The sequence below is a fragment of the Streptosporangium sp. G11 genome, assembly GCF_051192615.1.
Lineage (GTDB): Bacteria > Actinomycetota > Actinomycetes > Streptosporangiales > Streptosporangiaceae > Streptosporangium.
Window position 1 is genome coordinate 413626 of sequence record NZ_JBPJUQ010000001.1, and the last position, 14559, is coordinate 428184.

Genomic DNA, 14559 nt, shown 5'->3' on the forward strand with positions numbered 1-14559 from the left:
GATCGGACAAACGGTTGATCATGCAGGTGCCTGATCGGGAAAGTCGCCCATCAGGCAAGCGACAGCAAGGGAAACTGACGCGTGACGGCAGGCACTCAGATCCGGCTCCCCGCCCACCTGTCCCACCCCTTCTCCCCTCCGGGAAGGGCCGACCCCTATCCGGCCTACGACTGGCTGCGTTCCCACGCTCCCGTCCATCACGACCGGATGTCGCGGCTGTGGCTGGTGACCGGGCACGCCGACTGCGCCGCCGTACTGCGTGACCGGGGGTTCTCGGCGAGCGCCGGGCAGCAGGGGCGGGCGCGCGGCGAGGACTTGCCGCCGTCGATGCTCACCACGGACCCGCCGGACCACACGCGGCTGCGCGCGCCGGGACTGCTGCTACTCGGACCGGCGGCGATCGCGTCGGTGGCCGAGGGGATCGCCGCCGACGTGGACGACCTTCTCGAACGGCTGGCGGGCGAGACCGTGGTCGACGCGGTCAAGGAGATCGGGAGCCCGCTGGCCACCTCGGTCTTCCTGCGGCTGTTCGGGCTGGCGGAGCGTGACAGGAAGGTCTTCGCGCAGCTCGCCCAGGCGGCCTCGATCAATCTGGATCCGCTGGCCGGACCGCAGGTGGCGGCGCTGGGCAGGTCGGCGATGGCGGAGCTGAGCCGGTTCCTGGACGGGCACTGCGCGGTCGCCTCCCCCAGCCCGCTGGCCCGGCTCGCCGCCGACGACCGGCTGACCCGGCCGGAGATGCTCGGGGTGCTCGGGCTGGCCGTGGTGGGCGGGTGGCAGCCGCTGGCCGAGGCGATCGGCAACGCGCTGTACTGGCTGCTGCCTCGCCCGGAGGCACTGGCCACGCTGCGCGAGGGCGGGGACGAGCTGGCGCGCACGGCGATGGACGAGTTGCTGCGGCTGGAGGCGCCGATCCCGTTCACGGCCAGGGTCGCGGTCGAGAACGTGACGCTGCCCGGCGGGGAGGTGCCCCGGGGGGCCCGGGTGCTGGCGGTCGTGGCCGCCGCCAACCGGGATCCGGCCGTTTTCGACAGGCCCGGGGAGCTGATGCTCGACCGGACGCCCAACCCGCACCTGGCCTTCGGCGGGGGACCGCACTTCTGCCTGGCGGCGCAGCTCGTCCGGCAGACCGGGGCGGTGCTGCTGTCCCGGCTGGCCCGGCGGTTCCCGGCCGCGTCGCTGGCCGACGCGGAACCCGCCTGGGCCGCCACCCTGATCCCCCGGCGACTGCGCTCCCTCCCGGTGAACCTGGGCGACCTCCCGGCGGACCTGGGCGACCTCCCGGCGGACAGCGGCGACCTTCCCGTGAACCCGGGAGGCGGGGATGCGTACTGAGGTCCTGGTGATCGGCGCGGGGGTCAGCGGGCTGACCTGCGCCGCCCGCCTGGCCGAGGCCGGGGTACGTACCGTGGTGGTCGAGGCCAGGTCACGGGTGGGCGGCCGGATACGGACGTTCCGTCCCGCGGACGGCGGGCCCTCGCTGGAGCTGGGCGCGCAGGTCGTCCACGGCGACCGGAACCCCGTGCACGAGATCGTGGACACCGAGACGGCGCCGAGGCCGACCGCGGCCCGGGTGATCAGCGGGCGGGTGGGCCGTCCCATGGGGGCGCTGGCCCGCACGCCGAATCCGCCGTGGGCGCTGGAGGCCAGGCTGAACGCCGAGGGCGCCGGGGCCGGTGAGTCGGTGAACGACTGGCTCGGGGACAGGGGCGGACCGTACCCGGTGGCGAGCGAGTGGTTCCGCCAGATCTGGGCCGCCGACCCGGAACGGCTCAGCGCCCGGGGCGTGGCCGCGGCCCAGCGGGGGGACACCGCCGGGCGGGGGGAGTTCGTGGTGTCCGGCGGGTTCGACCTGCTGCCGCGACGGCTGGCCGAGGGGCTCGACGTGCACACCGGCTGCCCCGTCCAGGTGCTCGGCTGGTCTCCGGGACGGGTCGGCGCGCAGACGCCGGCCGGGATCATGGAGGCCGAGCGGGTGGTGGTGACCGTGCCGCCCTCCGTCGTGACCCACGGCACGCTCACCATCAAGGACCTGCCCGACCATAAGGCCGAGGCCGCGCGGGACCTGGCCGGCGGGGACGGCTGCTGCGTCGTCGCGACCCTGTCCGTCCCCGCGCCGGAGACGGCGTCGGTGTTCGACGCGGACGGGGCCGGCGGTTTCGTGAGCTGCCGGGAGGGCCGCCCCGAGGCGCTGATCGTGGCCAGGGACGCGGCGGCCGCCCGCGTGCGCGCCGCCACCGGTCCCGGACTGTCGGCCCTCCTCGCGGTGGCCCTGCCCTGGGCCGCGCGGGCCCGAGTGGTGGACACCAAGGTCGCCGACTGGGGGGCCGACCCGTGGAGCGGGGGCGCGTTCACCGCGCCGCTGCTCGGCGCCGAACGGGCTCCCGAGGTCTGGGCCGAGCCGGTCGCGGACACGCTTTTCTTCGCGGGCGAGGCCACGGTCTCGGGGACGCGACTGCCGTGGGTTCAGGGGGCGATCGCCAGCGGGGCGATCGCCGCCGACCGGCTCCTGGAGGCGATGGGCTGATGACGTCAGATGTGAGACATTCGGGAACACCTCATTCCGGCTGGTATCTCCCGGCCTTCACCTCGGAGCTGGAAGCCGAGGTGACCCCCCTGGAGGTCGGTACCCGGCGGCTGGTGGCCGTACGGGACGAGACGGGGATCCGCGTCTTCGACGCCGACTGCCCGCACCGGGGCGCGCATCTCGGCTACGGGGGGCGGCTCTCGGGCGGCTGCCTGGTCTGCCCGTTCCACGGCCGCCGAATCGCGCTGGGCGAGGCCACCGGGCGGCCGTCGGTGCGCGAGCACCATGTGATCGTCTCCGGTGAGGCCGTGTTCGTCCGGCTCTCGGACGGCCCGGACGACGACCGGGGGCTCACCAGGGCGCTCAAGGAGCTGGAGACGACCCACCCGCTCACGGCGGCCGTGGTCAGGCCGGTGGCCGCCGATCCGGCGCTGATCGTGGAGAACGCCTTCGACATCGACCACTTCACCGAGGTGCACAAGGTGCCTCGGCTGCGCGGGATGGCGCACCGGGACGGGGACGAGGGCGAGCTGGTCATCGAGGGCGAGTTCGTCATGGGGGCCAAGCCGGGAAGCACCTCCGGGGAGCAGGTCACCCGGGCGCGGTTCCTGGCCCGCGCCTACAGTCCCGGCGTGGTCGTCACCCGCTTCGGGCCGCCGGGATGGGAGCAGGTCATCGTCACCGCCGCCGTGCCGTACGAGAGGGGCGGATGCGTGGCGCGGGTGGCGATCGGGGTGCGCCCGGAGCAGCGGGAGGAGCTGCCGCTGCTCATCCACGGCAGCGAGCGCGCGCTGGCCGAGGACGCGGTGATCTGGGAGCGGCTGAACCCGCGGGCGGTGCCCCGCTTCGACAGCAGGGACGCGGCCGTGGTGGCCTACCGGGAGTTCTGCGCGACCTTCGGGGAACCGGCGTGAACGGACTGCGGGTCGTCAGGTCGGGGACGGGCCCGGCGGTGCTGTGGGTGCACGGCTACACCATGGACCTCACGCTGTGGAGGCCGCTGTGGGAGCTGCTGCCCGGCTGGCGGCACATCGGCGTGGATCTTCCTGGTCACGGGGGCTCCGAACCGCTGCGCCCCAGTACGACTCTGCCGTCGCTGGCGTTACGGCTGGCCGAAATCGCCGCGGCCGAGCGGGCGGACCGGGTGGTGGGACTCTCTTTCGGTTCCAGCGTCGCGCTGCAGATGGCCCTGGAGGCGCCCGAGGTGGTGCGGCGCCTGGTGCTCGCGGCGCCGACGCTCGGCGGCGCGCCGCCCGACCCGGCGGCCCGGCGGCGCTACATGGAGCTCATGATGGTGCGCAGGGCGGGCGGCGGGCGGGAGCAGATGGCCGAGTTGTGGATGAGCTCCCCACCGGACATCTTCCGCGGCACCGAGGCGCACCCCGAGCTGCGGGCCCGGCTGCGCGCGGTGATCGGCGGGCACTCCTGGGCCGAGCTGGACACGGGGGCGATGGCCGCCCTCAGCGCGCACCGGCACCCGCCCGAGGACCTGACCCGGATCGAGGCCACGACCATGGTGGTCATCGGCGACTCGGACATGCCCACCTTCGTGGCCAACGCCGAGACATTGCGGCGTACGGTCCCCCGATGCCAAATTCGGACAATCCCTAACTCGGGGCATCTTCCCCTGCTAGAACAGCCGGAAATGTCAGCAAAAGTGGTATTTGCGGGACTGAAATTATCTGAGAGAGTGGACCGGATTTGAGGCTGCTGTACGAGCGTTTACAGTTCGACACCCGTAAGGGGGGATAGTTGCCCCTGCTGTTGAATTTCTTCGGCATGACCATCGTGGTCCTCACCGAGCTCAGCCTCGGCGACGTGACATTCCTGTTCGGCCACCACCTCGTGGAGGCCGGCGAACCACAGCTGGTCGTGAAGCTTCTCACCGGCAAGTCCTCGGGCGGGGAGCTGCTGGTCCACCGTTCCGACGGGATGTTGCTGCAGCGCCGCGTGTTCCGCGGATGGAGCACCATGCCACCCCCTCTTCCCCCGTTCGCCGTGCTCGACCATCTCTTCCTGGTGATGCGCGCCGTCGTCATGGCCAAGGACGACGCGACGGTCGCGCTGATCGGCAGCTCCTGCTCGCCCAGCGCCGGTGTGGCGACCGCGCTGGCCGGGCGGTCCTGGCGGCCGGTGTCGGGACAGCTCCTCGTGGTCGACCGGGCCACCGGCCACACGCTTCCCTTCCAGGTCCCGCTGGACCTGCGCGGCAGCGCCCTGGAGTCGGCCAGGACCGGCGGCCTGATCGGCCCGGAGTCGGCCCCCGGCAGCTGGCGGCGGGCCCAGCCGACGCTGGCAGGGGAGTCCGTCCTGGTCCGCCCGGAACTGCTCGGCCCCATCGTCCCCGTCACCGCCAGGCTCGCCCCGCCCACCCTGGTCAGGCTCTGCCAGGGAGACGGCGACCGCTGCAGGCTGGAGCCCTGGGCCTTCCAGCCGCACGTATGGCCGCCGAACACCTCGGACCTGGCCGACGCGCCCCGCTACCGGCTGCTCATGCCGGAGTTCGGTGGCGCGGAGGAGGCCGCGGCACTCATCGACGACATGATCCAGGAGACACCATGCCCCGGCGGACCGCGTACGGCCCGGGAACACCTTGCTGGGTTGACCACGTCACCGTCGACCTGACCGGCGCGAAACAGTTCTACGGCGGCCTGTTCGGCTGGGAGTTCACCAGGGAGAACGATCGCGGCTACCACCTGATCACGCTGCGTGGAGAGATCATCGGCGGCCTCGGGCCCGGCCCGACGGGCATGGCGCCCGGCTCGTCGTGGAACGTCTACCTGGCGTCCAAGGACCTCGACCACACCCGGACGGAGGTCGGCCGCCTGGGCGGCCGTGTCGTGATGGGCCCGGTGCCCGCGGGCGAGGACGGCCGCCTCTGCCTGGCCGTCGACCCCTCGGGCGCTGCCGTCGGTTTCTGGGAGGGCGGCAGGGACGAGGGCGTGGTCCTGGTGGACGAGCCCGGCGCGCTGCGCGCCTGCGAGCTGCACACCGCCCGCCCGGGCGCGGCGGAGGAGTTCTACCGGGGCCTGTACGGCGACGTGCCCCTGGTGATCCGCCCCTCGTCCAGGACCGGCTGGGTGCCGTTCTTCGGCGTCTCCGAGATCCAGGACACCGGTGCTACCGAGGACGCCGGGAACACCGGGAGCGAGGGGAAGGCCGGAAGCGCGGGAACCGCCGCGGCGGCGCCGGCCGCCGGGGCCCGTCCGCTGGGGTCAAACCTGTTCGCCGATCCCCTGGGCGCGATCTTCGGCCTCACCAGCGGAAATTAATCCAGAAATGCGTATCACAATGAGCATAAATACGTATTAACAAGATTCCCACACTCTTGCGATGATTCCAGAGTGAGCAATTCTCGCATGGGAGGGGTATTTCATGGCGCCTGATGTGGTCGTGATAGGCGGAGGCCCGGCGGGAGCGATCTCGTCGGCGCTGCTGGCCCGGGCCGGTGCCCGGGTCCGCCTGCTGGAACGGGACTTCTTCCCCCGGTACCACATCGGCGAGTCGATCTCCTCTTCCTGCCGGGCCATCATCGACCTCGTCGGCGCCCGGGAGAAGATCGAGGCCCGCGGCTACCAGGTCAAGGAGGGCCTGCTGCTCCGCTGGGGCGCGGAGCGCGACTGGACGATCAACTGGCCGGACCTCTTCGGCGACCAGGTGCGCTCCTGGCAGGTGGAGCGCGCCGACTTCGACGACGTCCTGCTCAAGCACGCCGCCGCACAGGGCGTCGAGGTGGTCCACGGCGCGCAGGTGAAGAAGGTCCTCTTCGACGACGACCGCGCCGTGGGCGTGGAGTGGGCGCGCGACGGGCGTCTCCGGGAGTCCCCGGCCGACTTCGTGGTGGACGCCTCAGGGCGCGCCGGCGTGCTCTCCTCCCAGCACTTCCGCAACCGGCGGCCGCACGACGTCTTCCGCAACGTCGCCATCTGGGGCTACTACCGGGGTGGCGCCCTGCTCCCGAACACCCCCCGGGGCGGCATCAACGTCATCTCCTCCCTCAACGGCTGGTACTGGGTCATCCCGCTCAGCGGCGACGTCTACAGCGTGGGTTTCGTCACCCACCAGGACCACTTCCTGGCCCGCAGGCCCGAGTTCCCCTCGCAGAAGGCGATGTTCCTCGCCCTGGTCGCGGAGTCGGAGACGGTGACGGAGCTGGTGGCGGGCGGCCACTTCGAGGGCGAGGCCCGCGTCGAGCGGGACTTCTCCTACTCGGCCGACAGCTTCTGCGGCCCCGGCTACTTCCTGGCGGGCGACTCCGCCTGCTTCCTCGACCCGCTGCTCTCCACCGGCGTGCACCTGGCCATGTACAGCGGCATGCTGGCGGCGGCGAGCATCCTGTCAACGCACGCGGGAGAGGTCACCGAGAGCGAGGCGCTGGGATTCCACGAGTCCCACTACCGCAACGCCTACGGCCGGATGTTCTCCATGGTCGCCGGATTCTACGAGCAGTACCGGGGCAGGAACAGCTACTTCTGGCTGGCCCAGCGCCTGGCCAGGGGCCAGTACCCGGAGCTGATGAGAAAGCGCGGCGGCGACGCCCCGGCACCCGCCGACGGCGCCTTCGCCTCGATCACCTCGGGCCTGACCGACCTGGACGACGCCACCCGCATCGGCGGCGCGGCCCCGCTGGACGCGATGGTGCTCGCCGGCGAGCTGGTCGCCGGGAAGGCCGGCGGACCGGCCGCGAGCACGGACCTCGGCGGCCCCGCCGACGCGACCAGGCTGTATCTGGTCACCGAGCCGAGGCTGGGCATCGGGAGGGCCGCCGAAGTCGAACCGGTGGCCCCTCGCTGATCGAAAACCGGTCAGAATCCGAGGGCGGTGGACAGCTGGTGCCGCCCTCGGATGCCCAGTTTGCGGTAGATGCGGCCCAGGTGGGTGTCGATGGTGCGCTTGCTCAGGCAGAGCCGCTCGGCGACCTCCATGCTGCTCATGCCCTGCCGTACGAGCTCGACGACCCGCTGTTCGGCGGGGGTGAGCACGATCCGGGCCTGTGAGGGCGGCGCGTCCGGCGCGTCGTGGTCCCGGCTCCCCGACGGTTCGGCGGCGATCGTACGAGCCGCGGAGTGCTCACCCAGCGCGGTGTACGCCCTGGCCGCGTGGGCGCGCCAGGGCAGGCAGGCGGGGTTGGTGATGCCGCGGGCGGAGAGCCGGTGCCCGCAGTCGAGGAACAGGCTCAGCGCGGTGACGTGGTCGTCCGCCGCCGCCGCGATCAGCCCCTGGACCTCCAGGACCATGCTCTTGACGAGGGGGTGGGCGTCCGCGGGGGTCGTCATCTCGCGCATCAGCGTCACGGCGTCCTCCGTGCGGTCCAGCCGGATCAGGGCCCGCGCGCCGCAGGCGCGGGCCGCCGTGGCCAGCACCCGCGCGCCGATCAGCTCGGCCCCATCCCGCGCGTCGAGCGCGTCCCGCAGGCTGTCGGCGGACTCGCCCCGCCGGTGACCGACGTCCGACCGCAGGAGCAGCCCGAGCGCGTACAGGTCCGGCTGGTCCCAGGTGCGGGCGTCCTGCAGGATCCTGGTGCACACGTCCAGCGCCTCCTCGGGCCGTCCCGTCCAGCCGAACGCCAGCGCGGCGCCCACCAGGCCGGTCCCGACCGGCCGGTCCCTGCGGGAGCGTTCCCTGGTGGCCCGCGCCGCCAGCCGCCTGGCGGTGTCCGGATACCGCCCGCCCGCCGCGACCATCGCCGCCAGCGCGCCGGAGAACTCCTTCGCCGCCGCGTCCTGCGCGCCCGACACGGCCATCCGCAACGACCTGCGCAACCCGGTGCGGTACCCCGACAGCACGCCCTGTGCGGTCAGCCGCAGCAGCGGCCCCCTCGGCGGGTCCGCCACGGCCGCCAGCTCGTGGGCCGCGGTGACGAACGGCCTGACGCCCACCGTGCTGGCGGCCAGCGCGGGGCTGACCAGGTTCAGCAGCGACCTGGCCCGCCGGGTGGGGTCCGGCGCGGTGGTGGCCAGCGCCTCGGCGTGCCGGACGCAGGCGTCCAGGTCGTGGCGGAGCTCGACCATGCCGAGTTGCAACGTCAGCTCGTGGATGGTGGCGGGGTCGTCGGAGCAGGCGAGCGCGCGGCGCAGGTAGCGGGTCGCGTCGTCGTACTCGCGGGCCGCGACCGCCTCGGTGGCCGCCCTGCGCAGCACCGGGACCCCCCAGTCGGAGTCGGTGAGCATCAGGTGCTCGGCGGTCTGCGCGGCCGGCGCGCCCAGCCTGTCCAGCAGCGCGGCCCCGCGCTCGTGCAGGCCGAGCCTGGTCTGGTTGTCGATGCGCGACAGCACGGCCGCGCGGATCAGGGGGGTGCGGAACCGTACGGGCGGCCCCTCCGTGATGAGACCCGCCTGGACGAGGGCCCGGCGGGCCTGCCGGATCTGCGGCTCGCCCTGGCTCAGCAGGATCGCCGCCACGGTGATGTCGGTGTCGGGTCCCATGACGGCGAGCTGGGTGAGCAGCTCCGAGGCCACCGGGTCGTGGTCGTGCAGCCATTCGAGCACGGTGTCGGACAGGGCCGCCGTGCCGATCTCCAGCACCTGGTCGGCGTCGGGCTCGCCAGGACTGATCCTGGCCTGCCGCATCCGACTGGTCAGCTCGCGCAGCACCAGCGGGTTTCCCTGCGACAGCGTGTGGCAGAGCGCGGCCAGCTCCACGTCGGGCGGCGCGCCCAGCGCCTCCGCGACGAAGTCGGCCGTGCAGGTCGCGCAGAACGGTCTGAGCTGGACGAACCGCGCGTACGGCAGCTTGCCCAGATCCGCGGCCGGCCCGGCCGGGGTGCTGCCGGGCAGCGTGGCGACCATCATCACCGGCAGGTCGTCCAGGCGGCGCGCGATGTAGGAGAACCATCGCAGCGACGGCGTGTCGGCGAAGGACAGATCGTCGATCACGATCACCACCGGATGGTCCGCGACCAGGTCCCTGGTGATGTGGAACAGGTTGAGCAGCAGGTCGTGGGTGGCCGCGCCATCGCCGCCCGAGGCCCGGTCGAACTGCCTGCGGGTCCGCTCACCGGAGGAGAGCACCGGGTCGAAGAGCTGGCGGACCATGCCGTAGGCGAAATGACTTTCGCTCGGATGGCAGCGTGCCCGCAGTACCCGGCTACGTGGTGGAAGCATCTCGGTAATGGCGCCGAGCAGGGAGCTCTTGCCCGTCCCGTTTTCCCCAAGAATTGACGCGACGGTCGGCTTTCCTGACCGGAGCTCGTCAATAGCCTCCCGGAATACAGTCAGTTCTCGGTCCCGGTGAAGAAGTGGAGCCATGCCCCATCGTCCCATTCTTCCGATACGGATCTCAACGGGTTCCCTACCCGTCTTTCGCGGCGATCCGGTTGTGAGGCCGATTGCCGCCGCCGTCGGCCGCGACGATACTGAGGCGGCCGCGGCCGCACCTTAAGTATCGCCCGGACGATGCGTACAATTTTTTGCGCATTCACCATCCGGCCCCCCTCGTGTTTAAATCCGCAATGAAGAGGGTGTCGAGAGCTTGATATAAAAAAGGCGGATGGCGATGGAGAGTCCACGGCTGAAGGCTCATTTCCATGTCGAGGTCGTGGGCGGATCCAGGGTCTTCCTGTTCGCGGAGGGAAAGGACTTCCTCGTGCCGGGGAAGGCCGCCGCGGCGGTGCTGCCCTACCTCGACGGTCGCAGGACCGTGAGCGAGATCGTCCAGGAGTTGTCCGGCAGCGTCCCGTTCACCACGGTGCTGACCACGCTGCGCCGCTACGAGGCGGCGGGGCACCTCGCGGAGGGCCGGCCGGACCTGCCGGAGAAGGTGCTGGCGTACTGGGACGCGCTGGGCATCGACCCGGCGGCCGTCACGAAGGGCACGCCGGTCACCGTCTCGGCCGCCGAGGGGGTGGACGCCACCCCGGTCGTGAACGCCCTGATCGAGCTGGGACTGAAGGTGGGCACCGGCGCGATCGGCGAGGTGCCCGCCGAGGGGGTGTCGGTCGTACTCGTCGACGACTACCTCGACCCGGCCCTGGAAGGCCGCAACGCGCTGCAGCTGGCCTCCGGCCTGCCCTGGCTGCTGGCCAAGCCGGGCGGCGTCAGCCCGTGGCTCGGCCCCTTCCTCGATCCCGACCACACGGGCTGCTGGTCGTGCCTGGCGCAGCGGCTCAGCGGCAACCGCCAGCTGGAGCGCTACCTCGCCGGCAAGCGAGGCGAGCGGACGCCGCTGCACCCGGTGCGCGCGCAGATCGCGGCGGGGCCGCTGGCGCTGGCCGGGATGCTGGCGGCCGAGGTCGCCAGGATCGTGGCGACCGGTGAGCCGGGCGCGCTCTGCGGCCAGATGGTCGCCCTCGACCTGGCGACCATGGAGACCAGCAGGCACGTGCTGGTCCGCCAGCCGCAGTGCCCGTCGTGCGGCACGCCGCCCGACGACGACCCCAAGATCGTGCTCACCCCGCGGCAGGCCAACCACGTCACCGACGGCGGTTACCGGGTCGACCAGCCGCAGGAGACGTTCGCCCGGCTGGAGCGGCACATCAGCCCGCACCTCGGCGCGATCACCAAGCTGATCTCGATCGGCGGCGATCCCACCGGCCTCACCTTCAGCTACGCCGCCGGCCACAACTTCGCCATGGTCAACGACAGCATGGACCTGCTCCGCCGCAACCTGCGCGGCCAGAGCGGCGGCAAGGGGCGCTCGGAGATCCAGGCGAAGGTCAGCGCGGTCTGCGAGGCGATCGAACGGTACTCGGGGGTCTGGCGGGGGGACGAGCCGGTCATCCGGGCCGCGTACGCCGACCTGGACCCGGCGACGGCCGTGCACCCGGACCGGATGCTGCTCTTCTCCGACGAGCAGCGGGCCGGGCGCACGGAGTGGAACGCCGACCCGGCGCACCGGCTGCAGCAGGTGCCCGACTCGTTCCCGGAGACCGTGCCGTTCGACTGGTCACGGGCCTGGTCGCTGACCCGGGACGAGGAACGGCTGGTCCCGGCCGCCTACGCCTGGTACGGCCACCCCGACCTCTACGGCCACTTCTTCTGCATCGCCGACTCCAACGGCAGCGCCGCGGGCAACACCCTGGAGGAGGCCATCCTGCAGGGCATCTGCGAGCTGGTCGAACGCGACTCGGTGGCGCTGTGGTGGTACAACCGGCTGCGCCGCCCCGCCTTCGACCTCGACTCGCTGGACGACCCCTACGTCGGCGAGCTGCGGGACTTCTACGACGGCATGGACCGTGACCTGTGGATGCTCGACCTCACCACCGACGTGGGCATCCCGGTGTACGCCGCGGTCTCCCGGCGCCGCCACGAGGTCGAGGACATCATGGTCGGCTTCGGCAGCCACCCCGACCCGCGCATCGCGGCGTTCCGCGCGCTCACCGAGCTCAACCAGTTCCTGCCCAGTGTGGAACGGCGTGACGAGGAGGGAAACACGCTCTACCGCGTGGACGACCCGGAGATGCTGGCCTGGTGCAAGGGGGCCAGGCTCGACGGGGAGCCCTGGCTGCTGCCGGACCCGGATCAGCCGCCCGTCACCGTCGGCCCGCCCGCCCCCACCGACCTGGCCGAGTGCGTACGCCGGTGCGTGAACTCGATCGAGGCGGCCGGCTCCGAGGTGATCGTCCTCGACCAGACCCGCCCCGACCTGGAGCTGAACGTCGTCAAGGTGATGGCGCCCGGCCTGCGGCACTTCTGGCGCCGCCTGGCCCCCGGCCGCCTCTACGACGCGCCGGTACGGCTCGGCTGGCTCGACCGCCCGACCCCCCAGGACGAGATCAACTCCTGGAACGTGTTCTTCTGAGACGGACGGTCCCCATGAACCCCATCATCGTCTCCCGGCTCCGCCGGGGCGCGTCGTTCTCCGGCGAGCGGATCCAGCTCGCCACCACGGTCCTCGAACTGAGAAACCTGTCGCAGGGACAGGGCACGGCACTGAAGATGCTCGCCGAGGGCGACCACGACGACACCACCCTCGCCGCCGCGGTGACCACCGCGGACGGCGAGGCGGGGCTGCTGCGCTGGCACATGCTGTTCCGCGGGCTGAACAACTCCGGGATGGTCGAGCACGCCGTCCAGGTGGACGGCGCCGTCACGGCCAGGCTCTGTCCCGTAGGCCGGGGCTCAACGCTGCTCGCGGCGGCTCCGGCCGGACCCGTACGGCTGTCGCGCTTCGCCGAGGCGCGGGTGGTGGACGGCACGCCGACCCTCCGGGCGCCCGGCCGCCACCTGGCCGTCGAGCTGACGCCGGAGGCCGCCGGGCTGCTCGGCGAGCTGGCGACCTGGAACACCGGGACGCCCGCCCCGCTGCTGCGGCTGCTGGCCACGGCCGGCCTGCTCGCCCCCGGCGGCCCGGACGAGGACCCGGAGGTGACCGAGCGCTCCCACGCGCAGTGGCACCCCGGCGACCTGGCCTTCCACTCCCGTACCCGCCTCCCGGCCACGGCCGCCGGGTACGGCGGGACCTATCCCCTCGGCGATCGCTTCCCCCCGGAGCCGGTCTCCCCGCCGCCCTCGGGCATCCGGACGGTCGCGCTGCCGGTGCCCGACCTGGACGAGATCGCGGCCAGGGAGCCGTCGTTCACCGAGGTGCTCGAACGGCGCACCTCGATCCGCGCCCACGACCAGGAGGCACCGATCACCCTCGCCCAGCTCGGCGAGCTGCTCTACCGGAGCCTGCGCAGGCGGGGCACCATGACGGGCAGCGACGGCCAGCGGCTGGCCAGCCGGCCGTACCCGAGCGGCGGGGCCGTCCACGAGCTGGAGGTCTACCCGCTGGTCTCCGCGTGCGAGGGACTGCCGGCCGGGCTGTGGCACTACGCGACCGACCGGCACGAGCTGGAACTCGTCGCCGAACCGGGCAAGGCCACCGGCGCGCTGGTCAGGGAGGCGCGGAACGCCGCCATGATGGAGGCGGACCCGCAGGTGGTGCTGCTGGTGGCGGCCCGGTTCGGCCGGGTGATGTGGAAGTACGAGACCGTCGCCTACCCGCTGGTGCTCAAGCACGTGGGCGTGCTCTACCAGACCCTCTACCTGGTGGCCACCGCGATGGACCTGGCCGTGTGCGGCCTGGGCGGCGGGGACGCCGCGGCCTTCGCCACCGCCTCGGGACGCGACCCGCTCCTGGAGGGCACCGTCGGGGAACTCGTCCTCGGCTCCCGGCCCCGGACGGGGGAGTAGACCGCGATGAGATTCCGCTCCCGGCCTCGTCCCCGCCACCGGACAGAGGGGCAGAGCCCGATGAGATTCCGCTCCCGGCCCCGGACAGAGGGGTAGAGCCCGATGAGATTCCGCTACCAGGCGCTGCAACGGATGCGCGAACCCGACGAGCTGGACTCCCCCACCCTGCTGGCCACCCCCCGGGGCTGGATCGCGGTCTTCGTCGTGATGATCGTGATGACGGGCGGGCTGGTCTGGGCGTTCGCCTCCGAGCTGCGCATCTCGGTCGCCGCCCCGGGTGTCCTCACCCACCCGGGCGGCACCGCCCGCATCCAGAGCCACTACTCCGGCCTGGCCCGCCGCGTGCTGGTCCGCCCCGGCGACCGGGTGATCGTCGGCCAGTCCGTCGCGGAGCTGCAGGAGGCCGACGGCAAGACCCGGGAGGTGGCGAGCCCGTTCACCGGCCAGGTGGTCGGCACCACGATCAACGACGGCCAGGTCGTCGCCGTCGGCACCACGGTCGCCACGGTCGAGCGGACCGACCTGCCCGACGACCGCCTGGTCGCCATGGTGTTCGTACCCGCCGACCGGGCCGCGTGGATCACCCCCGGCCGCCCGGTCGACCTGGAGGTGTCCACCGCGCCCGCCGCGGCCTTCGGGCTGCTGCGCGGCACGGTCACCTCGGTCAGCCGCTATCCCCTGACCGGTGAGGCGCTGGCCGGGCTGGTGGGCGGCGAGCTGGCCGCCAAGAGGTACGCCGCCGTCCAGGCACCCCTGATGATCATCGTGGACCTGATCCCCAAACCGGGCACGCACTCGGGGTACACCTGGTCGACCGCGCAGGGCCCGCCCGTGCGCCTCGACTCCCAGGTGACCGTGTCGGCCTCCATCCATCTGGGCGAGCAGACGCCGTTCGACCTGGTGCTCGGGCGCTGAGCG

11 protein-coding genes are annotated in these 14559 nt (G+C 72.5%); 10 read left to right on the forward strand and 1 reads right to left on the reverse strand.

What is annotated here, in order from left to right; translation table 11 throughout:
* The first annotated feature begins 81 nt into the window (after positions 1-81).
* The 7 genes from ACSDR0_RS01980 (at position 82) to ACSDR0_RS02010 (ending at position 7321) form a co-directional block, all read left to right on the forward strand.
* A complete protein-coding gene (locus ACSDR0_RS01980) occupies positions 82-1335 on the forward strand; it encodes a cytochrome P450 (protein WP_435286953.1) in 1254 nt (417 codons plus the stop codon).
* Positions 1325-2527, forward strand: coding sequence for a flavin monoamine oxidase family protein (locus ACSDR0_RS01985; protein ID WP_435286954.1), 1203 nt, complete (start codon positions 1325-1327; stop codon positions 2525-2527). Before ACSDR0_RS01980 ends, ACSDR0_RS01985 begins: the two co-directional genes overlap by 11 nt.
* Positions 2527-3441, forward strand: a complete 915-nt coding sequence (locus ACSDR0_RS01990) for a Rieske 2Fe-2S domain-containing protein (protein WP_435286955.1) — start codon at positions 2527-2529, stop codon at positions 3439-3441. Before ACSDR0_RS01985 ends, ACSDR0_RS01990 begins: the two co-directional genes overlap by 1 nt.
* Positions 3438-4232, forward strand: coding sequence for an alpha/beta fold hydrolase (locus tag ACSDR0_RS01995; RefSeq protein ID WP_435286956.1), 795 nt, complete (start codon positions 3438-3440; stop codon positions 4230-4232). The genes ACSDR0_RS01990 and ACSDR0_RS01995 overlap by 4 nt, the downstream gene beginning before the upstream one ends.
* 47 nt (positions 4233-4279) lie before the next feature.
* The gene (locus ACSDR0_RS02000) at positions 4280-5152 is read left to right on the forward strand and encodes a hypothetical protein (protein ID WP_435286957.1); all 873 of its coding nucleotides are present in this window, start codon (positions 4280-4282) and stop codon (positions 5150-5152) included.
* On the forward strand, positions 5086-5799 hold the full coding sequence (locus ACSDR0_RS02005) for a VOC family protein (RefSeq protein ID WP_435286958.1): 714 nt from the start codon (positions 5086-5088) through the stop codon (positions 5797-5799). The genes ACSDR0_RS02000 and ACSDR0_RS02005 overlap by 67 nt, the downstream gene beginning before the upstream one ends.
* Before the next feature lie 103 nt (positions 5800-5902).
* Positions 5903-7321 (forward strand): NAD(P)/FAD-dependent oxidoreductase, encoded by a 1419-nt coding sequence (locus ACSDR0_RS02010; protein WP_435286959.1) that lies wholly within the window; start codon positions 5903-5905, stop codon positions 7319-7321.
* Positions 7322-7332: 11 nt separating this feature from the next.
* On the opposite strand, the gene ACSDR0_RS02015 is transcribed toward ACSDR0_RS02010, so the two are convergent.
* Positions 7333-9789 carry a helix-turn-helix transcriptional regulator gene (locus ACSDR0_RS02015; protein ID WP_435286960.1) on the reverse strand — a complete coding sequence of 819 codons (2457 nt, stop codon included), beginning with the start codon at positions 9787-9789 and terminating at the stop codon, positions 7333-7335.
* A 232-nt stretch (positions 9790-10021) separates the two neighbouring features.
* Between ACSDR0_RS02015 and ACSDR0_RS02020 the strand changes: the two genes are divergently transcribed.
* From ACSDR0_RS02020 to ACSDR0_RS02030, 3 genes are all read left to right on the forward strand, one after another.
* Complete coding sequence (locus tag ACSDR0_RS02020; RefSeq protein WP_435286961.1) at positions 10022-12265, forward strand: TOMM precursor leader peptide-binding protein; 2244 nt, start codon at positions 10022-10024, stop codon at positions 12263-12265.
* Between the two features lie 14 nt (positions 12266-12279).
* Positions 12280-13641: a SagB family peptide dehydrogenase gene (locus tag ACSDR0_RS02025; protein ID WP_435286962.1), complete on the forward strand. Its 1362-nt coding sequence runs from the start codon at positions 12280-12282 to the stop codon at positions 13639-13641.
* A 102-nt stretch (positions 13642-13743) separates the two neighbouring features.
* On the forward strand, positions 13744-14556 hold the full coding sequence (locus ACSDR0_RS02030; RefSeq protein WP_435286963.1) for an HlyD family efflux transporter periplasmic adaptor subunit: 813 nt from the start codon (positions 13744-13746) through the stop codon (positions 14554-14556).
* Positions 14557-14559: the final 3 nt, after the last annotated feature.